Annotated in this window: 24 protein-coding genes; 4 read left to right on the top strand and 20 right to left on the bottom strand. The window is 57.6% G+C overall.

Translation table 11 applies throughout. The features are described from left to right. Position 1 precedes the first annotated feature (1 nt). From HY17_RS03360 to HY17_RS03335, 6 genes are all read right to left on the bottom strand, one after another. Positions 2–757: a flagellar biosynthetic protein FliR gene (locus HY17_RS03360; protein ID WP_081812939.1), complete on the bottom strand. Its 756-nt coding sequence runs from the start codon at positions 755–757 to the stop codon at positions 2–4. Continuing rightward, complete coding sequence (locus HY17_RS03355; protein ID WP_051599620.1) at positions 757–2,775, bottom strand: flagellar biosynthesis protein FlhA; 2,019 nt, start codon at positions 2,773–2,775, stop codon at positions 757–759. The genes HY17_RS03360 and HY17_RS03355 overlap by 1 nt, the downstream gene beginning before the upstream one ends. 68 nt (positions 2,776–2,843) lie before the next feature. After that, on the bottom strand, positions 2,844–3,107 hold the full coding sequence (locus HY17_RS03350; RefSeq protein WP_034762145.1) for a flagellar biosynthetic protein FliQ: 264 nt from the start codon (positions 3,105–3,107) through the stop codon (positions 2,844–2,846). Positions 3,108–3,123: 16 nt separating this feature from the next. Then, complete coding sequence (locus HY17_RS03345) at positions 3,124–3,429, bottom strand: flagellar hook-basal body complex protein FliE (protein WP_034762141.1); 306 nt, start codon at positions 3,427–3,429, stop codon at positions 3,124–3,126. A 23-nt stretch (positions 3,430–3,452) separates the two neighbouring features. Beyond that, positions 3,453–3,836: a flagellar basal body rod C-terminal domain-containing protein gene (locus tag HY17_RS03340; protein WP_112073506.1), complete on the bottom strand. Its 384-nt coding sequence runs from the start codon at positions 3,834–3,836 to the stop codon at positions 3,453–3,455. An 11-nt stretch (positions 3,837–3,847) separates the two neighbouring features. Beyond that, on the bottom strand, positions 3,848–4,204 hold the full coding sequence (locus tag HY17_RS03335) for a flagellar biosynthesis protein FlgB (RefSeq protein ID WP_034762139.1): 357 nt from the start codon (positions 4,202–4,204) through the stop codon (positions 3,848–3,850). Between the two features lie 94 nt (positions 4,205–4,298). Here HY17_RS03335 and HY17_RS03330 point away from each other — a divergent pair, with 94 nt between their 5' ends. Next, positions 4,299–5,645, top strand: a complete 1,347-nt coding sequence (locus tag HY17_RS03330) for a FliI/YscN family ATPase (protein ID WP_051599589.1) — start codon at positions 4,299–4,301, stop codon at positions 5,643–5,645. On the opposite strand, the gene HY17_RS03325 is transcribed toward HY17_RS03330, so the two are convergent. The 6 genes from HY17_RS03325 to HY17_RS03300 form a co-directional block, all read right to left on the bottom strand. Continuing rightward, a complete protein-coding gene (locus HY17_RS03325) occupies positions 5,629–6,459 on the bottom strand; it encodes a DUF1217 domain-containing protein (protein ID WP_034762137.1) in 831 nt (276 codons plus the stop codon). The genes HY17_RS03330 and HY17_RS03325 overlap by 17 nt on opposite strands. Before the next feature lie 4 nt (positions 6,460–6,463). Further along, entirely contained in the window at positions 6,464–6,898 is a 435-nt protein-coding gene (locus tag HY17_RS03320; protein ID WP_034762136.1) for a flagellar biosynthesis repressor FlbT, read from the bottom strand. After that, a complete protein-coding gene (gene flaF / locus HY17_RS03315) occupies positions 6,898–7,287 on the bottom strand; it encodes a flagellar biosynthesis regulator FlaF (protein WP_034762134.1) in 390 nt (129 codons plus the stop codon). Before flaF ends, HY17_RS03320 begins: the two co-directional genes overlap by 1 nt. 69 nt (positions 7,288–7,356) lie before the next feature. Beyond that, the gene (locus HY17_RS03310; protein WP_034762617.1) at positions 7,357–8,604 is read right to left on the bottom strand and encodes a flagellin; all 1,248 of its coding nucleotides are present in this window, start codon (positions 8,602–8,604) and stop codon (positions 7,357–7,359) included. 143 nt (positions 8,605–8,747) lie between these two features. Then, positions 8,748–9,128 carry a hypothetical protein gene (locus HY17_RS03305; protein ID WP_034762132.1) on the bottom strand — a complete coding sequence of 127 codons (381 nt, stop codon included), beginning with the start codon at positions 9,126–9,128 and terminating at the stop codon, positions 8,748–8,750. Continuing rightward, the gene (locus HY17_RS03300) at positions 9,125–9,445 is read right to left on the bottom strand and encodes a hypothetical protein (protein WP_034762129.1); all 321 of its coding nucleotides are present in this window, start codon (positions 9,443–9,445) and stop codon (positions 9,125–9,127) included. The genes HY17_RS03305 and HY17_RS03300 overlap by 4 nt, the downstream gene beginning before the upstream one ends. Positions 9,446–9,566: 121 nt before the next feature. On the opposite strand from HY17_RS03300, the gene HY17_RS03295 reads away from it, so the two are divergent. Both HY17_RS03295 and HY17_RS03290 read left to right on the top strand, forming a co-directional pair. Continuing rightward, positions 9,567–10,955 (top strand): flagellar hook-length control protein FliK, encoded by a 1,389-nt coding sequence (locus HY17_RS03295; RefSeq protein WP_034762126.1) that lies wholly within the window; start codon positions 9,567–9,569, stop codon positions 10,953–10,955. A gap of 12 nt (positions 10,956–10,967) precedes the next feature. Next, entirely contained in the window at positions 10,968–11,597 is a 630-nt protein-coding gene (locus tag HY17_RS03290) for a flagellar hook assembly protein FlgD (protein WP_034762124.1), read from the top strand. 31 nt (positions 11,598–11,628) lie between these two features. On the opposite strand, the gene HY17_RS19145 is transcribed toward HY17_RS03290, so the two are convergent. Genes HY17_RS19145 through HY17_RS03245 form a run of 8 tightly spaced genes read right to left on the bottom strand, consistent with a single transcriptional unit; the run spans position 11,629 to position 18,432 of the window. Further along, positions 11,629–12,201 (bottom strand): flagellar basal body-associated FliL family protein, encoded by a 573-nt coding sequence (locus HY17_RS19145; RefSeq protein ID WP_051599587.1) that lies wholly within the window; start codon positions 12,199–12,201, stop codon positions 11,629–11,631. Between the two features lie 15 nt (positions 12,202–12,216). After that, positions 12,217–12,924 (bottom strand): flagellar basal body L-ring protein FlgH, encoded by a 708-nt coding sequence (locus HY17_RS03275; RefSeq protein WP_233348597.1) that lies wholly within the window; start codon positions 12,922–12,924, stop codon positions 12,217–12,219. Beyond that, positions 12,921–13,295, bottom strand: a complete 375-nt coding sequence (gene flgA / locus HY17_RS03270) for a flagellar basal body P-ring formation chaperone FlgA (RefSeq protein WP_233348596.1) — start codon at positions 13,293–13,295, stop codon at positions 12,921–12,923. Before flgA ends, HY17_RS03275 begins: the two co-directional genes overlap by 4 nt. 32 nt (positions 13,296–13,327) lie before the next feature. Continuing rightward, the gene (gene flgG / locus HY17_RS03265; RefSeq protein ID WP_034762114.1) at positions 13,328–14,113 is read right to left on the bottom strand and encodes a flagellar basal-body rod protein FlgG; all 786 of its coding nucleotides are present in this window, start codon (positions 14,111–14,113) and stop codon (positions 13,328–13,330) included. Positions 14,114–14,147: 34 nt separating this feature from the next. Beyond that, positions 14,148–14,885: a flagellar hook-basal body complex protein gene (locus HY17_RS03260; RefSeq protein WP_034762112.1), complete on the bottom strand. Its 738-nt coding sequence runs from the start codon at positions 14,883–14,885 to the stop codon at positions 14,148–14,150. After that, entirely contained in the window at positions 14,885–16,636 is a 1,752-nt protein-coding gene (locus HY17_RS03255; RefSeq protein ID WP_034762110.1) for a lipopolysaccharide assembly protein LapB, read from the bottom strand. The genes HY17_RS03260 and HY17_RS03255 overlap by 1 nt, the downstream gene beginning before the upstream one ends. Beyond that, the gene (gene motA, locus HY17_RS03250) at positions 16,633–17,499 is read right to left on the bottom strand and encodes a flagellar motor stator protein MotA (protein WP_112073505.1); all 867 of its coding nucleotides are present in this window, start codon (positions 17,497–17,499) and stop codon (positions 16,633–16,635) included. Before motA ends, HY17_RS03255 begins: the two co-directional genes overlap by 4 nt. 39 nt (positions 17,500–17,538) lie before the next feature. Then, complete coding sequence (locus HY17_RS03245) at positions 17,539–18,432, bottom strand: FliM/FliN family flagellar motor switch protein (RefSeq protein ID WP_065382859.1); 894 nt, start codon at positions 18,430–18,432, stop codon at positions 17,539–17,541. Positions 18,433–18,595: 163 nt separating this feature from the next. Between HY17_RS03245 and HY17_RS03240 the strand changes: the two genes are divergently transcribed. Then, the gene (locus HY17_RS03240) at positions 18,596–19,408 is read left to right on the top strand and encodes a flagellar motor protein MotB (protein WP_051599585.1); all 813 of its coding nucleotides are present in this window, start codon (positions 18,596–18,598) and stop codon (positions 19,406–19,408) included. The last annotated feature ends 50 nt before the right edge of the window (positions 19,409–19,458 follow it).

Raw genomic sequence — 19,458 nt, 5'->3', positions numbered from 1 at the left:
CTCACTGCCAGACCACGATATCAGGAATACGGCCTTCCCACACCACCAGCATGCCCATGATCGACAATGCCAGAAGGATAATGCCCGCACCGATCATCAGCGGGGCACCGACAAAGGCCACCATCAGCGAGGGCAGCGCCTTGTTGATGAAGCCGAGGCAAATATTGTACAACAGGTTCACTGCGACAAAGGGCCAGGCCAGCATGATGGCGAGCCCGAAGGCTGAGAGCAGCGCCTGAATCAGCATGTCCTGGTTCATCGCCTCCAGCGCGCCGATCGGCACATCCGTATAGAGACGCAGCAGGCTGGCAATCGCCTTGATGTGGAAGTCTGCGGAAAGCAACAGCGCCGCCCCGGCCATCGACAGCAGGTTGGCCGTCATGGTCTGCTGTTCATGCTCCAGCGCGATCCCCAGCAATTGCGACAGGCCGATGGATTGAGAGATCACGGTACCGGCAATGCTGAGCATCCAGATCGTCGCGCGCAACACAACGCCGAGCGAGAAGCCAATGGCCACTTCTGTCGCCAGCACACCCGCATAGGACGCGAAAGAGTCTGTGGGCGGCGGCGTGATAAATCCGGAGATGGAGAACATTGCCGAGAGGGCCAGCAGGATCATCACCCGCATCTGGAGCGGTACGGTCTGCTCACCAATGCCGGGCATGAAGAAGATAATGAAGCTCAGCCGGGCAACAATCACCATGACCAGCGCGATCCAGGCGGACAGCGCGTCGGGGACGGGTACGTCCCCCAGCATCAGACAACGCCGATAATATACGGCTTGGTCTTGGCGTTGATTTCCTCATAAGCCAGCACGGCATTGCGAATGCCCTTGCTGACGAGCACGGTCTGCAGGAAACGGCGCCGGCGTGATGTGGTTGCAACAGAGGCGATCACGCCTTTGCGCGCCGCTTCGTTCAGTTTCGTCTGGACCAGGTTCGTCAGCTCACCAAACAGTTCCGGCGGCAGCGCAATATCGCTGTTGCCGTTTTCATTGGTGATTTCGTACTGGGCAAACTTCTGTTCCCAGTTCGTGGAAAGCTGGACCAGCGGCAGGCGCCCCTGCTCATCCTGAAGGCGATCAACAATCTGGAAGGCAAGCCGCTGCCGCACCATTTCCACAGACCGCTGAATATTGGCCCCAGCTTGCTTGGCCTCTGCCAGTGTTTCGATGATGAGAAACAGGTTGCGGATTGATACGCGCTCTTCCAGCAGAAGACGGATGACCGACAGGAGCAGTTCCGGCGTGACTTTACCCGGAATATACTCGTCGAGGAATCGCCGATTCGAGGCAGCCCGGTCTGAATCGGACACTTTGGTCAGGGCATCCAGCGTGTCGAGCATCACCATGCGCGTGAAGATGAGCGAGAAGTTTGACTGGATGACTTCCAGCATGTGGGTCGCCAGAACTTCGATCGGCTCGACTGCCGGGATGCCAGAAGCAGCCAGTTCCTGCTTCTTGCCCGAGGCGAGCCAGCGCGCAGCAGCCTTGTAGACCGGCTCCTTGACCTTCTCGCCATCGAGATGCGGCAGCTGGTCGTCTTCGAGCAGCGCAAGGACTGAGCCCGGCCGCAGGAAGCCGGAATCGATCCGCACACCCTGAATGCGGATACGGTATTCATTCTTCTTCAGGATCGGATTGTCCGTCATCCGGATCGGCGGAAGGACGAACCCGTACTCCTCCGCGATGTACCTTCGGATCTTCTGGATACGGCTTTCGAACCCGTTATCTCCAAGCAGGACAAGGTTCACGAGGTCTGGCGCGACTTCGAGGTGGATCTCGTCCGAATGGATGGAGTCGCCAAACTTGACCGGTTCCGGAACTTCTTCCTCAAGCGCCAGCTCCTTGTCGGCTTCAGCTTTCTGATGCTGCTGGTGGATGAACCAGGCAGCCGTCGCAAAACCGACTGCGGCCACCATGAACGGGAGGAATGGCAGGCCCGGGAAAAGGGCAAACACGCCGAGAATGCCTGCGACGATGAACAGCGCAGTTGCGTTGGCACCCAGTTGGGCCACCAGTGCGAGGTCGATTGCTCCGTCTTCCCTGCCCTTCGACAGCAGGAGCGCGGCAGCGACGGACACGATCACGGCCGGGATCTGGGAGACGAGACCGTCACCAACTGTCAGGATCGAATAATTGCTCAGCGCTTCGGAGAAGCTGAGGTGATGCACCGTCAGGCCGATACCGATTCCTGCCAGCAGGTTCAGCGCGGTGATCAGCAGGCCCGCGATCGCATCACCCTTCACGAATTTCGACGCACCGTCGAGGGAGCCGAGGAAGGCGGCTTCTTCCTGTTCCTTCTGGCGGCGCTTCTTGGCTTCTTCGTGAGAAATTGCGCCGACCGCGAGGTCGGAGTCGATGGCGAGCTGCTTGCCCGGCATGGCGTCGAGAGCAAAGCGGGCCCCAACTTCCGCCATGCGTCCCGCACCCTTTGTGATCACCATGAAGTTCACGATCACCAGAACGCCAAACACGACGAGTCCGACGAAAAGGTTGCCGCCCATGATGAACATGGCGAAACCCTGGATCACGCCGCCCGCAGCGTCCGTACCCGTATGACCATCGCCGATGATCAGCTTGGTCGACGATACGTTCAAGGCGAGGCGCAGGATCAGAGACGCGAGCAGCACGCTCGGAAAGGACGAGAAATCCAGCGGCTTCTCGATGAAGATCGACGTAGTGAAGATCAGAATCGCAAAGGCAAACGAACAGGTCAAACCAATGTCCATGACCCAGGCCGGAACCGGCAGGATCATGACCAGGATGACCATCATCAAACCGATCGCCAGAAGCGCGGTTGGGTTAGAAAGCCCGAAAAGTTTCTGAGTTTCCACGGCGAGGCCTATTCTGAAATGAGCGGCAGGACGTAATTATTGAAAAGGTCGAGAGCGATACGGGTCATGTAGCCAAGCGACAGGAAGAACACGACGACAACGGCGAAGATCTTCGGGATGAAGGTCAGCGTCATCTCCTGGATAGAGGTGAGTGCCTGCAGGAGGCCAATGACGAAGCCCAGGATGAGCGTTGTAATCAGGATCGGCATAGCCATCATGGCCGCGCCCCAGATATGCGCTCTCAGAACCTCGAAGATTTCTGCCTCAGACATGCCGTACCCTCCGGCCTCAGACCGGCATCCGCAGCAGTTCCTGATAAGCTTCGACGACCTTGTCGCGGATCGTCACCGCGGCATCGAGCATCATCTCGGCATTCGCGAGCGCAGCGACCATGGCATGTGGATCAGCGCCGGACACGGCCGTGTCCATGGCCGAACCTTCCGCTTGCTGAAGGGCCGCCCTGAAGTCTGAAATTCCTTCGGCAACAACATTCTTGTCATCACCCGTCTTCGCGGCGGCCCCAGCAGAACCGGCGGCATCTGCAGGCCGCGTGGTATTAAGCGCCGTATAGGCGTTGAACCCCACTATCGACATGACCCATCTCCCCTCTTACCGCGTCAGCGGCGTAGAACATCCAGTAACGACTGATACATTGTGCGGGCCTGCTGAAACGAATTCAGGTTGGCCTCGTAAGTGCGGTTGGCATCGCGCAGGTCCGCCATTTCCGTGATCAGGGAAACGTTGGACATGGTGACGTAACCGTCTTCATCGGACATGGGATGGGACGGGTCATACTCCCTCTGACCCGGTGTCTCATCCAGCATGACCTTGGTTGCCGCAAAATCAGCGCCCTTGCCGGGCAGTGCTTCCTGCAGCAGCAGCTTGCGGCGGTATCCCGGTGTGTCGACGTTCGAGATATTCTCAGATGCGAGCGTGACACGCTGCTGCTCCAGCGACATGCCGGAGACCGCCTGCATCATGATTTGCTTGAGCGGGTTCAATCAGACCTCCCTCAATACTTGCCGAGCGCGGTGCGAAGCAGGTCTAGCGATTTGGAATAAACCGTCATGGCCTGCTCGTGCTGCCCGGCCGCCTCGGCAGATTTGAACATTTCCATTTCGATGCTGACCGAGTTGCCACTCGGCGAGACAGGTCCATCCGACTCGACCACCTTGAAAGAGGTGTTCAGCCCTGTGTGTGATGCGCTGTTGGCAGCACGTGCGAGGTAGGACTCGAAAGACTCGAGTTGCTTGGCCTTGTAACCAGGCTCATCGGCATGCGCGATATTGGTCGCGCTGACCTTCTGGCTCTCCGCGGCGTAACGGGCCATCGCGCCGTAGATTTCGAAAAGCGGAAGCTGGGAAATCATGACAGACTCGTCTTGGTTAACTCGTTAACAAGACTTCAGGCGATAAGTTGAAGAAAGGGTTAACCGATCGACCCGTTTTGTTAGGATTTACACCATGCCGATGGGTGCCGCCTCGCCCTCGTTCACACTTTACAGCCTCTGGGGCACCATCACTGAGGTCGCCCCCGGCATGGTCAAGATCGCGGGGATCAGCGAACTGGCCGGTGTCGGCAATGAAATCATCATCGAAAAACAGGACACAAGCATTCTCGGGGAAATCCTGTCCATTTCCGGCGATTGCGTCACCGCGCTCCTTTATTCCCCCTGCGACGCGATCCGGATCGGAGATGCTGTCCAGATCCAACAAGAACCACGCATCGAACCTGGCGATCACTGGCTGGGGCAGATTATCAACTATCGCGGGGACATCACCGGCGCCACATCACCGGCCGTACCCATGCGGGCCACGAATCGCCGGCTGAACACCGCACCCCTGCCCGCTCATGCCCGCCGTGGCATCGGCAGCCGTGTTGCGACCGGCTGGATGGTGACCGACACGTTGCTGCCGATCTGCCAGGGCCAGCGGCTTGGCCTGTTCGCAGGCTCCGGCGTCGGCAAGTCCACTTTTCTTGGCTCACTCGCCGCCGGACTGGAAGCTGACCGGGTCGTCATCGCCCTGATCGGTGAACGCTCACGCGAAGTAAACGAGTTTGTCCGCAACACCCTGCCGCAATCCATTATGTCCAAGACGGTCGTTGTCGCCGCAACTGCGAGCGAACCGCCAGGCGCCAAGAAGCGCGCGGCTTACTGCGCCATTACGGCCGCCGAACATTTCCGGGATGAAGGGCACAACGTCCTCTTCCTGTTCGACTCGATCACACGCTTTGCCGAGGCGCACCGCGAAACGGCCCTCATGGCGGGTGAAACTCCGGCCCTGAATGCTTTCCCACCCTCGACGGTCAGGGTTATTTCGGAACTCGCTGAACGGGCTGGCCCCGGCCTTGGCAACAAAGGTGACATCACAGCTATTTACTCCGTCCTCGTCGCCGGATCTGACATGGAAGAACCCGTCGCCGACATGATCCGCGGGATCCTGGACGGTCACTTCATCCTGTCCCGCCAGATTGCTGAGCGGCAGCGCTACCCGGCCATTGACGTGTTGCGATCCGTGTCTCGGGCCCTGCCCCACGCTGCCACCGATGACGAGAACGCCCTCATCCGCCGGTGCCGGCGGACACTGGCGCTCTACGAAGAACTTGAACCCATGCTGCGAGCGAACCTCTATGAGTTCGGCAAAGACATGGACAGCGACAACGCCATCGCACTTTTCCCGTTGCTGGACGCATTCATGGGTACAAAAAGCCCGGACGGAATTGCTTCGGCATTTGAAAAATTGCTGATCATCCTCGGCCCGGATGACAAAATGCCCCCGGCAGAAAACACGCCTACGACAGAAGGCTGAGGAACAGGTTCTGACTCGCCTGGCTGCCCACACCATTGCCGAGCAGGGTCAGCGCCGCCGATGCGGACGAATAGGAAGCCGATCCGTTTTCGATTGACTCCATAGCCAGATACCGATGGATCATCTTCTCGGTCATTTCTGGTGAACTCAGCTCAGACATATCGCTGATTCCGAGCACGGATTTAATCTGTTCCTTGAACACCTCTGCCTGCCGGTCGAGATCGAGACTGCTGATCCCATCCGGGAGATTGAAGGCGGTCTGCATCACGGTACGAACCGGCACATCTCCGAGGATCCGGTAAAGAATGGCCTTATCGCTAGAGTCAGTTCCGACCATTCCTGCAATCTCGGACTGGTAGTTAAGCGCCAGGCGCATCGAGTCGTCGACATCGCCGACCGCGGTACGGAACGACTGCGCCTCGAAATTGACTGCTATCTTCGCCCGCTCTCCCGAAGACATTATGATCTTGCCGTCAATCGGGGACAGTGCCTCAGCGAACTTGGTGTATTTGGTGTTGTTCAGGCGGGCCAGGAATGTGCTTTCTGGGTCTCCGACCTCTTCCAGCGCCTTTCGGATAAATCCGCCCTTCCACTCCTCACCGCCCAGACCGAACGCCGTCATGGTCACGCGCAGCAAGCGCCTGTCCGCCATGAAATCGTCGACGGTCATTGTCTGGGACAGCTTGTCCAGCATGTAGTCCCGGTCATTCCGGATCTGCGGAGAATCACTGAAGGATTCCAGCTGGCGCGAATATGTCGCCTGCAGGAATTTCCATCCACCTATACCGGAGAGCGGAATGGCAGGCTGGAACATTGGGTCAGGCGACCTTTGCCTGAAGCAAAGGCTCGGCACTCCGACCAGACAGAGCCAGAAGTTCTGCTTCAATCGGCATGATCTGACGCAGATGGCACATAGCTGAGTAATAGTTTCCCCGGCTGATCATGGACCGGAGCACGGGAATGAGTTCAGGATCGATGTGATCGAACACATCTTCAAGGCGGGCGCATTCGGCATCAATCGCCGGAACCGTCGTGTCTTCCTTGAGATCCCCTGTCACCAGGAGCTGAATAGCATAATAGACCTGCTTGACCGGCGTATCGACTTCCGTCGGATGCATGGCATCCCGGCAACGTAGGACACGGGCATCCCCTTCGACGACTCGAATACGGGCAGGTTTGTCGCCATTTTCAAGGGTTGCACCATTGATGATGAACCGCTCACCAGGCGCGACTTTGAAGACAAGTCCCGACATTAGGCACCCTCCCCGGCTGCATCTCCGGCGATTGCACCCCCAAGACCGTTCATGATGGTCTGGTTGACTTCGATCAGGTCAGCGATCTCACCTTCACCGGCCATGATTTTCATGCTGGTCTGGCGAACAAATTCTGCGAGATAGAGAAGGCTCCGCTTCATCTCGTCCGGCAGCGCATTGCCAGGGTGAAGCAGATCGATTGCAATCGTGGTCCACAATTGCTGGTTCCGGTGAATGGCGTCTGCCCATTCGGACGGCTGAACATCTTCCGTCTCAGAAACCTGTTTGAGCGCGTCCGTGATCTGACGGAACAACGCGAATTCAATTTCTTTCTCCCCAGCGGTGCGTTGCTTGACCTCCCCATAAGCCTTGAAAGCCAGTGATTGCAAAGCACCCTCCCCGGGTTTGTAGAAGAGACAGCCCGGGAACCGCCATTGGTCCCCGGGCTATCCATCTTATTAGCGGAACAGCGACAGAAGTGTCTGCGGTGCCTGGTTAGCGATGGACAGCGACTGCACGCCCAGCTGTTGCTGAACCTGAAGCGCCTGAAGCTTGGCCGAAGCAGCTTCCATATCTGCGTCCACGAGGCCACCGATGCCGGAAGTCATGGAGTCGATCAGGGAGCTGACGAAGTCAGTCTGGTTTTCGATACGGGTCTGAGAAGAACCGAAACCGGCTGCGGCGTCGATGGACGTCTGGAGCAGCGATTCGATCGAGGTCAGGGCAGCCGTTGCACCAGCATCCGTGGTCACGTCGATAGAAGAGACGTTTCCGAGGCCACCGGCGCTCGTACCAGCCGTACCGCCCGTTGCCGAAGCAGCAGTCACCGAAAGGTTTGCGCCCGAGCTGTTGGTGATGGAGATCACGTCATCGGAACGCGAAACCGAATAGTTGGTCTCGCCGGTCGCAGCGAAGAACGTGCTGATCTGGTTGGCCAGGTTGGCAGCAACAGAGTTCACACTGTCATCCGTGCCAGCAACGTATTCGAAAGTGCGCTGACCAAGGCTGTTGGTTGTCGCCGAATCGTCGAGAACGATGCGGTAGGAGTTACCATCTGCGACTGCAGCGATCGTGATATTCTGCGTTGCGGCGTCAGCCACGGTCGCAGCCGTACCGGCGTTCGTGCCACCGTTGTTGATGATCGAAGTATCGGTAACAGCCGTTCCGCCAAAGGTCGCGCCCGTTGCAGTGTTGCTGATCGAAAGGTCATGCCGCGCAACGTCGATGAACGCAGCCGTGACAGTGCCGGACGAGCTACGGTCGAGCGACGACAGGATCTGCATGTCGGCAGAGGAAGAACCGTCAACCAGGTTCAGACCGTTGAACTGAGCAGCGCCCACAACCGAAGCGATGTTTTCGCGGATCTCACCGATTTCGGTCTGGATCTTGGTGCGGTCAACGTTTGCGCCCTGAGCCGTAACGATCAGCTCTTTCATGTCCTGCAGAAGCTCGGTGACTTTCTCGGAAGCAACGCGAGCAACACCAACCGTCGAAGAACCGAGGTTCAGAGAGTCGGAGATTTGCTTGAAGCTTTCGACGTCGGTCGACATGACGGTCGAGATCGCCCAAATAGCGGCGTTGTCTTTGGCACTTGAGACGGATTTACCCGTCGAAATCTGGTTTTGAACCGATGCGAGGTCTTTGTTGATGTTGCGCAGCGTGTCAAGCGCAACCATTGCGCTATTATTAGTCAGAATACTGGACATATTATACCCATCCCTAAGGAACGAGGCCAGCGAACGGATCGCGGCCTGATTAATTTGCGTGTCGTCCTGACTGCGGAAATCCGCCAACCCCTCCAGGTTTCATGAATTGGATACAATCGGAGAGTGTACAAGCAGTTAACCAGTCAGGCCTTTTTGAGGAATTGTCCGGTCACTTCCGTAAACGCCACCTGGCTACCTGTTTGCGTATAGGAGCCGACATAAGCGTTCGCATGCTGAGACTCCATCCGTCCAATGGCGCGCCGCAAACCATTCTGGATCGCCTCGAAGTGGACAGCGTTCTCTTTCGCCAAAGACACGATCTTCACCATGTCGTTCTGAAAGGCACGAGGTGCAGAGCCGGGCTCGAGAGAACCGAACGCCGTTTCCAGTGCGTCCATGGCCGACAGTTTTGCCTCCGCCAGAGCAAGGGTTTCACGCGCGCGCCCTGCAAGAAGGTATTGCTGCTCCAGGGCCAGTGTTTCTTTCAGGCCGTCAATTTCGCTCTGGATCGAAGGCTGACTCATTCTGCTGCATCCTGTTGTAGTGATTGGCTAGCCGCCACAGTGCGATCCACGGCCTCCCCCAGTCCCATGGGATGAGACTCGGCAAGGTCTGAGGCGATAGATTCGATCAAATATCTGGAGAACGTCTCGGCGGCCTGACCGCCATCCTGAGCAAACGCCTTGTCCAGCCCGGCATAGGACAACATTTCGGTCCACAGCATCTGCTCGAACTTCTTTCCCAGTTCGGACGCTTCAGATGTCCCCTGCCCCGCCGCAGCACGTTCCGAAGTGTCCGGAACCGTCACATTGTATGCCTGGAATGAGACAGGCTGGGGCATCTGATCCTCCGGGTCCGGATTGCTGCAGAATTAATTGCCGCAAACCTATTTTCGTTAACGCTGTTTTCATGTCCTTTCGTTGTAACTTGGTTAACATTGGGACGGGGAATCGTAACCCATCATGACATTTTTGATTGAACCGGGCCTGGCGGCCTCGCAAGCAAATTCCAGTTTCGAGCGCGCGGAGCCCAAACCGTCCCAGACCGGATCTGGAGACGCCTTCGCCCATTCTCTTCAAGCGGATCGCAGCGCGACCGAAGAGAGTGCCGACACCTCGGCATCCGCCAAAGACAAAAAGCCGGATTCAGAGCACCCCCAATCCACGCTCTCTCTTCTGCAGGGCGATGACAGTGATGTCGCGCTGAAGGATGACGTCCTGACCGAAACAGACGATCCGGACGCTTCTGGTGACGCGGCAATTGTACCGAACAATGCCGAGGAAGTTCTCGCTCAAGAAAGCGAGCCCGAACTGGAACCAGCCGAAGCGCCTGAAGAAACCATGGATGGTAAGGAAGTATTTCTGGCGAACGTAGTACCGGCTCCCAGTGATGCCGCTCAGGCAATCGTTGAAACTGAATCTGCGGAAAACGTGAAATCTGATTCTGATGCCGTTCCACAAGAACTCGCGAACGCACAATCACAGGATTCGCCGCCGCCTTCCGATGTTCAGGCCATGACCGTGCAGGCGGCCAGTTCAGGAGAAGCCAGACAGAATATAATTGGCGCTTCAAACGATGATGCTCGCCTGGATTCCACGGTCCAGGTGAAAGGCTCGGCTGAGCCCGCGACGGAGACCTTGCCCCAACAATCGGTGGCAGCATCAGAAAGCAAAAAGGGCATGGTCCCTGCGGACGAGCCTGCGAGCGGAAAAGCAAGTGACGCGTTCCAGGCTGAGCTTTCGGAAGTCTCATCGGAGGCGGGTACAGATACCGGAAAGACAGGCACCCTCACGCAAACGGCTCATACCCCCGATAGTAATGGCCAGCTGGCCGCAGCCAGCTTTGGTGCGTCACCTGTTTCTCAACCGGCCGTCCAGCCGGCACAGTCTCAGATCCAGATGACGACTGCCAACGCGATTGTGACGGCGAGCCCGGCCGAGACGGTAAAGATCATCACGGATACCGTTTCGTCACCAAACGACCCACCGGACCGGATTACGGTACAACTCGATCCGCCAGAACTTGGCCGCGTGTCCATTGATTTCAAATTCGACGCACATGGCATTCAGCATATCACGGTGACCGGCGATTCCCCGGAGGCTCTGAGGCAACTTCGCCTTATGCACTTCGAACTCACGCAAGCGCTGGAGCGGAACGGGCTATCAAGTGAGAACATGACGTTCCAACAGCACCAGTCCGGTCAGCAACAATCCCATACGCCTGCAGACGGGCGTTTGTTGGGCGATAGCGACCCTGTCGCCGAACCAGCCATTCTCACCGCTGCAAATATCACCGCAGACTCGATCCGCCCTGCCCGAACGGCAAGTGGCGGTCTCGACATCAGACTGTAAGGATTCCCCCCCATGTCCGACGTATCTGGCGCAACGACCCAAACAATCGGCAGTGAGTTCAATGCCTTTATCAAGCTGCTGACAGCTCAGATCCGGAATCAGGATCCACTATCACCAATGGACTCGACACAGTTTGTCGATCAGCTGGCAACTTTCTCGACCCTGGAGCAGCAGGTCGCCTCGAACACCCATCTGGAAAGCATCGCCGGCATGATTGGCGGACTGCACTCCAGCATTCTTGCCGGCCAATGGCTCGGTGAAACAGTCGCGGTGGATACGTCCTGGGCCCCCTATGCTGGCGAGGGTGTGGACTTTGTCGTCGACATACCTGAGTCGACGGACGAAACCGTCCTGAAGGTAAGGGATTCAAACGGTAATGAAATCTGGTCGAAAACGCTGGCCCCTGAAGCCGGCCGGTATACCTGGAATGGCGAAACTTCCACCGGAGACCAGCTCGCCGAAGACGGCGTCTACCAGTTGGAAATCCAGATGTACAAGGATGGTGAACTTCAGCGCACGACCTCACCCCGCCTGATCGGCACGGTGACCGGCGTCACAGCCGATGAGAACGGGACCATGCTGCTGGAAACATCTCTGAACCTGACGACGGAAATGGCGAACGTCGAGAAATACAATCGGTAAGAGCGCGCTACGCCCCTACCTCTTCACATGGTCAGAGGTCTTGCTGGGCAATATCCACGATGAGAACATTCTGGATCCCTGCCGGCACAACTTTTTGCAAATTCAGCAAGACCATGGCCCGCAGGGTTTCATAGCTTTCGACATCCGTGAGATTCTCGAACGTCCGCCCATCATTGCTGAGCTCGATCAGCGTGGTCATGATGTTGTCCCGGATCTTCGGTTCCATTGAGAACAGTTTCTGGGAAACGCTGGAATCTGCTTCCAGATTGATGTTCAGAATCACGAGGCTCTCAACCTTGCGATCATGCATGATCGGGACAATGAATTCGCGGGTGAATTTGAAGTAGACAACGTCCCCGGTTGCCGCCCCACCATCATGGCCACCGCCGCCATGACCGGAAGACGCCTTTTTGGCCCCGTGGGAGTCTTTCTTTTTCTCGTCGCCATGGCTGTCTTTTGCGCCATGGGAGTCTGCCGGCTTGTCTGCTGACTCGTGTGCGCTCGTACCCGCCGCCGCCGTCAGACCCGTCTTTACGAAATGGCCGGTAATGCCGCCAATAAGAATACAAACAACTGCAACGACCGCAGAAATGACATGCTTCATGCCGGTCTCCCACCCCTAGAATGGCAGCACCTTGTCCAGAAGCTTCGGCACCGCTTTGCGCCCGTTTGGACCGGTTGTGTCACCCTGATTGACATAGGAAAGCTGGGCATCGGCGATCTTGTCATACGTTACAGTGTTGGTCCGGGTAATGTCCTGGGCGCGAATGACGCCTGAGACGCTCAGATAGCGGATCTCGTTACTGACCCGTGTCTGCTGATACCCCTGAATGATTAAGTTCCCGTTCGGCTCAACCCCGACAACACGCGCGGCGAGTGTAAACGTGACCTGTTCGGCCCGATTCACCGCGCCGTTACCCGCCATATTCGAATTGCGCTGGAAATCGATCGCAGGCGACACGCTGGCCGACCCCGGCAGCGCATTGTTCAGCACATCCGGCAAGCCAAGCAGTGCATCGATGCTCATGTCTTCGCTGGATCCATGACTGCGGGACAGCGAACTTTTCAGATTGGCCTGATCATTCATTTCCACCACGACGGTCAGGAGGTCCCCGACAGCCTTGGCCCGTCGCATGCTGAGCAGCGCATTCGGCGACGTTGCCCAAAGGGACGGATTAGGCTCTGTGACCGCATCCATATCGACCCCTGCCCCGGCCCAGGGCCCGGCATAGAGCGGAACCGGCTCTGGGGTAGGATCAGAGAGAGGCGAGCTTGCGCAGGCTGTGGCAGCTGTCGCGAGAATTGCCGTTGAGATGAAGTTTTTCATTGTGCCAGCACCCATCCGCTTTCCTGAACGATGCCCTGCACCATTTGCTTCGATTGTTGATTCAACACGGTCACAGGGTCATTTATGCCCGCATCACCGAGGGCCCGACCGGAGGCCGTGATCTCCAGTCCGCCTTTGATATACTTGACTGAAACGACCTGATTGCGCCGCACCACCACAGGCGCCCGCGTATTTTCGAAAGTGATCGGCTTGCCAGTATAAACCGTGCGGAGCACTTCGCGACCGACCAGGGGATCGCCGGATGCATTCCCGCCATCTTCGGTAGTTGCGTTGTATGCAGTCACAGGATCGCCTGCGCGGATCACTTCCGCCGCCACGAGAGAAGATGACCCCGCAAAGGCGGTCATCATTGCAAGACTGAGAGCGAGAATGGACATGGCGATTATTTCACCCTCGTCGTCGCCGCGAGCATCTCGTCCGAGGCGGTGATCACTTTGGAATTCAGTTCGTATCCACGCTGGGCTTCGATCAGTTCTGAAATCTCTTTCACAACGTCAACCCCAGATCCTTCGAGGAAACCCTGCCGGATAAAGCCTGCGCCTTCCGTTCCCGGAACGAGCTGTGTTGGTGTGCCCGAAGCCTGCGTTTCGCGGAACAGATTGTCCCCCATGGCTTCCAGGCCTTTCTCGTTGACAAAGCGGACCAGTTGGATGTTTCCGATCGCCTGCCCTTCCGTGACGCCAGCGAAGTAAGCGACAACTTCACCATCCCTACTGATGGAAATCTTCTGGGCGTCATCCGGAATGATGATGCCGTCCGTCAGCGGGAAACCGTCCATGGTGACGATCTGTCCGTCCTGCCCGCGATTGAACTTGCCGTCTCGCGTGTAGGCAGATTCCCCGGAGGGAAGCGTGATCTCGAAATATCCCGAACCGTCGATGGCGAGATCCAGTTCTGCGTCCGTGGGGTTCAACGCCCCTTGGGTCAGTTCCATCGAGACCGTGGACGGACGAACCCCGGTGCCGATCTGGATCCCTGCTGGGACAAGCGTTCCGACCTGGGAGGTCGATGTGCCCGGCGTCAGATATTGCTGATAGACGAGATCGGAAAACTCGGCGGACCGCGGCCGGTAGGCTGCGGTACTCATGTTTGCGATATTGTTCGAGATGACGTCGACCCGCATTTGCTGTGCGGCCATCCCTGTCGCGGCGATTTGTAGAGATTTCACGTCCTGCTCCTTCTCTTACCTGCTGCTCTTCTTCTTATCCATTACGAATTGCACTGATGATCTGGCTAACGCGCTGATCCTCGCGCTCGAACAGGGCTTGCCCGGCTTCGTAGGCGCGCTGCACTTCGATCATGCGCGCGACCTCAAGGACAGGAGACACATTGGATTGCTCCAATGCACCCTGGACAATTTCATTGTTTTCCGCCGGTCTGTGACCGTCCGGCGCGGAGAAATAGGAGTTTGAGTCGCGCACCAGCGTGGCTTCCTCGTCGACGGTGACCACGCCAATCTGACCGACTTCTTGTGGCGGCAGGCCATCACCCGCGCTGATTGTCACGGTCCCATCTGCAGCAACGCGTATCTCGCTCGCATTTTGAGGAATATTGATGGGTGTCCCACCGGAACTCAGAACGGCGCTGCCGTTCATGTCAACCAGTTGACCATCCGTAGACAGTTGGAAATGGCCGGCCCGGGTCAGGCGTTGCCCCTGCTCCGTGTTGACCAGAAAGAAGCCATCGCCCTGGATCGCAAGATCCATTTCTCCGCCGGTGATCTTGAGCGCCCCTTGCGCCATTGCAAAACTGTGCCCGGCCAGGCCACCCATGGAGAGTGAGGATGACTGGGATCCTGTAGCAACAAGAAACTCTCCGAACAGGGCGCGGTCGGACTTATAACCAGTGGTGCTTGAGTTTGCGAGATTGTTCGCGACAACCTGCATTTCCTGCATCAATCCCTGCTGACGTCCGAGCATAGCGTAGATGGCGTTTGACATTAGTGCGCGCCTCCGGTGACTTGTTCTGAGGATGGATCCGGCTTGCCGAGGACAGACGCAACTTTGGACATCGCCAGCCTTGCCCGTGCCGGCTTCGACAAATCCCTGGCAGCCTGACGCATGGCGAACACTCTTTCTGAGCGCTGTTTTTGAACCGGGTCGGCTAAGTTCGCCGCCACATCGTAGATCGCATCAGAGACCAGCCAGCGATTGGACGCCGCATCCAGTTCTATGAGTGCCAGAACGGTTTCCGGCTCCAGGTCGATGCGCTGCTCATAAACACGCAAGGCCGCCGCATCTCCCTTCCGGATCGCACTTTCGGCAGCCAGAAGGTTCAGCGGGGCATTTTTCGGATAGGCCTGCGCCCAGTTCGCCACAGCGTCATAGTCCCCGCGCCGGAACTCGAGGTTCGCGAGCTCGGCAATCACGGCGTCATCCGCGTCTTCCCGCTTCATCAGAACGCGCGTCAGCGAGACAAGACCAAAGCGGACCGCCAGCGTGGCGCCTGATAGGTAAAGTGTTGTGCGTTCCGGGGCGACTTCGAGAATCCCCGGATCAGAAACCAGTGCGTTGATAGCCGCCAGATTACGCAGCCGATTGTCGCTGGCGAGATCGCGCTCCAATCCATTGACGAACTGGCGGCGGATTTCCGTCTGCGCTGCGTCGTTTTGCAAAGCCGGCATGCCGGCTAGTTCCATGATTGGCTGGTAATGCGAACTGCCACTCAATTCTTGCAATGCATATTGAAGGCTGGCTGCGAGCTCCCGGTCATTGCCGGTCTGACCGAATTTTTTCATCAGTTCGCCCAGCAGAATCTCTTCATGCACATCGCTCAGTGGCTTGTCGTGCCGCATAAGCACCGCCAGCGCCTGCTCCTGAAACAAAGGTTCACTCAGAAACGCTCTCACCGTCTTGTCTGCATCCGGACGGTTTTCACCGAGATCGATGATCGCTTTGACGAACTGCAGTTGGGATGCCTCACCGACCTGGTCCGGCGTAAAATCTGCGAGAAGCTTCACGGGCAGGATCCGCTCGCCGCGCTTATCCAGTTGCGGGACAACCATTGCGGTCAGATCAGCGCGCAGCCGGAAAGGCAATTTGCGGAAGCCGTTCAGGTTCTCATTGAAGGTTTGGACACCTTCGTCCTGATCGCTTGCCAACAGCGCTGCTCCAAGCCAGACGCCCGCTTCTTCGCGGCATTCCGACAGTTTGCGGAAATAGTCCACATCAGCCTCGGCCCGGTTCTCCATCAGGCTGGCGACTTTGCGGTACGCTGCCGCAACGGGCCCCGGAGTCGACTTCAGCACCATGCCCGCTTCAGAATAGAGCCCGAGCGCCAGATAGGCTTTGGCGAGCTGGATACCGTCCAGTCCTGCGGCGTCACCGGACATGCCGGAGGCGTTTTCCTGGAACGTGTAAATCTGCTGATACCGGTCAAACCGCACGAACTCGCCGAAATCCAGCGGGTATGGTCCGTCGCAATCAACCTCGACCGGAAAGGGCGCCGCCTGGCGCCGACGTACGCCGGCCGGCAGCACCTCTTCCAGTGCAGGCTCAACCTCCGTCTCCGCCTCCCCTTTCGGGGTCAACAGGCCCTCATCAATGGCGTCACGAACGAACTGGTCCAGTTCGCTGGTCAGCTGAGTTGGCTGCCCCTCCTCCACTCCGGATACGCCACCAGTGTCCTCAAACGCCAGGGAGACCGGCGCGAGACAGCTGCTGAGCAGAAGGAGAAGGCAAAGCCGCTTCATGCCGCCTTTTTCAGCTCCCGGATTGCCTGCTCGACATCATCAAACGTCGGGCGAACCCGCGCCGGCGCGTGACGGCGAGCCACCTCTACCGAAATGTTGACCGGATTGTGATGGAGGTTGGACACGAGAAGTCCGCCAATCGTGGCATAGAAGAAATGCTCTTCTGTGCGGTTGTGCTTCACCTTGTTGGCGAACGGCCCGACGATCCCGTAGGCAAGGAAAACGCCGAGGAACGTCCCGACAAGCGCACCGCCAATCATACCGCCGAGAATTTCCGGCGGCTTGTCGATGGCGGCCATTGTCTTGATCACACCAAGAACAGCCGCAACGATCCCGAGTGCTGGCAGCGCATCTGCCATGTTCTGCAGCGCGTGGGCGCCGTGCAGACTGTCCTCCTGCAGGCCTTCTAGCTGAGCTTCCAGCAATTCCTCGACCTGATGAACATTATCGAAGTTCATGATCATGGAACGGATCGTATCGCAGATCATCTCGACGGCTGAGTGGTCCTTCAGGATCTTCGGGTACTTCGCAAAAATCTCGGACTCATTCGGCGCCTCAATGTGCGGTTCGATATCGACCGGATTCTGCTTGAGCACGTTCAGCAGCTCATGCATCAGGCAAAGAAGGTCCTGATAATCCTGCTTTTTCCACTTCGGTCCTTTGAAAACCGACACAATGTCACCGACCGTATGTTTGATCGTTGTCAGATCGTTGCCGGCCAGAAACGCCCCGAGCGCCGCACCGCCGATCATCATGCCTTCGAACGGAAGGGCATGTGTGATGATTTCCATCTTGCCGCCGGCCAGAAGGTAGCCGCCAAACACCATGGCAACCGTCACCAACATTCCTATAACTGCATTCACTGCTCAACTCCCATCTAGCAATCCCGATACGGATGATTGCTATGAATCCACGATTTCCTGTGCAAAATTCTCTGAAATTGGCGTTCTGAGTTTCAACGCCCTCTGGCGCTTCCAGACGCCAAGTTCCCCAGTCCCGATGTCGACGCTGCCGTTGATCGTGTTCGCCGACAGGGAGAGCCTGCCGGCATCCGCGCCAGCGAGCGGCAGGACCGTGCCGACTTCAAGCTTGGCGCACTCGCCGATTGTCAGGGGCAAACGATCCAGCACGGCATCCAGCATCGTTGTCGATGCAAGGATGCTATTACTAAGTGACCTCTGACTGTTGCCGCGGGCATTCGCTTTCTGCTCGGCGGCTGCCCGCTGGCTGGAAACAGCGAATTGCTGCATGAATTCAAAGGCGAAGGCCAACCAGATGCAGGAGACCTCCTCCCCCAGCTTGAGCTGGAATTCTACCAGCAGGTAACGGCTGGACGCATCGAAGCGGCCGATAGCACCCGCCGGATCAGCTGAGGAGGTGACACCTTCCCCCGTCTTGATCACGGTGGCGGCGACCTGCCCGCCAAGCTCCAGGCCTGCCTGCTCTGCCAGAAGCTTCAGAAATAATGGTGACGCGTCGCCAAGGCTTTCGGCATCCTGGTCCATGCGAACCGATGCATTGCGGATGGCGCCGACTGCGTCCATCGCGACACCCGCAAGCCCCGGTGAGGTCTTGGCTGAAAAATAGAAGCCGGTTTCCGCGTCAAGCTTCTGCTGAGCCTCCTGGCCGTTGATAACACGGCGGCTGCTCAGTGTGATATCTGGAAGAATACCATAAGTGTCCGCGGCCCAGTCCCGGGTGCAGGCCTGCAATTGCAGCCAGAATTGCTGCAACCGCATGATGCTGGGAGGAATACCCGCCCCAGCGTCGATCTTTTTCCGCAGAACTGCAGACACAGTTTGCCACCTATTAAAAAAACGTACCGTCCCGTTAACCAGTGATGGTGGGTGACCGGTTGAAAAACCATTAACAGCCCGGAGCAAGTTAACCATCGACTCCGCAGCGTTCCTTCACGGCTGTCTGTTAGAAAGTGCCTACTGGCTCAAGTGGTTAGGGTTAATGGGTACTAAGCAACAACCTGTCGTTCACACGACGATCATCAAGCGGAAGAAGGTCGTTAAAGGCGAAGGGCACCATGGCGGTGCCTGGAAAGTCGCCTACGCGGACTTCGTGACCGCGATGATGGCGTTCTTCCTTCTGATGTGGCTTCTGAACGCCACAACGGAAGAACAGCGCAAAGGTATTGCCGACTATTTCAACCCGACCATTCCGATCAGCCGTATCTCCGGTGGCGGATCGGACGGCCTCAATGGCTCGTCCATCTTCACGGAAGAAACCTACGCAAAAATGGGGACTGGCGCATCGCGGTCGAAATCCATCGACTCGCACGGGACGAAAGACAAAACCGATGAACGCGCGATCGCCGCGCAGCTTGAGGACCTTAAGAAGGGTCTTACCGAAGACGGGCACCAGATTTCCGAGCACATGCTGATCAAGATGTCGCCGGAAGGGATCGTGGTGGAGATCACGGACTCGGCTCAGACCCCCCTCTTCCCTGTCGGTTCCAGTCATCCGTCCGAATTGCTGGCAGACCTGATGGGACAGGTCGCCGGATCGTTCGAAAGCTTCGAAAACCAGGTCAAGATTGTCGGTCACACGGACAATCGCAGCTACAGGAATGCCGCCGTCTACGACAACTGGAACCTGTCTGCCGACCGAGCCAACACGGCCCGCCGCCTCCTGGTCCGCTCCGGCATGCCGGCTGACCGTATACGGGAAGTTTCAGGAAAGGCCGATTCTGAACCCCTGGTTCCGGAAAACCCGGCTGCTCCGCAGAACCGCCGGATTTCGATTACCATCCTGACCCAATAAATTTACAGGGTTAAGCGAGGTTATCTCGTCATTAACCAACAATAATTACT

The organism is Hyphomonas sp. CY54-11-8 (assembly GCF_000682735.1).
Taxonomy (GTDB): domain Bacteria; phylum Pseudomonadota; class Alphaproteobacteria; order Caulobacterales; family Hyphomonadaceae; genus Hyphomonas.
The sequence above is the reverse complement of the archived record's forward strand: the minus strand, read 5'-3'. Positions and strand labels throughout refer to the sequence as shown.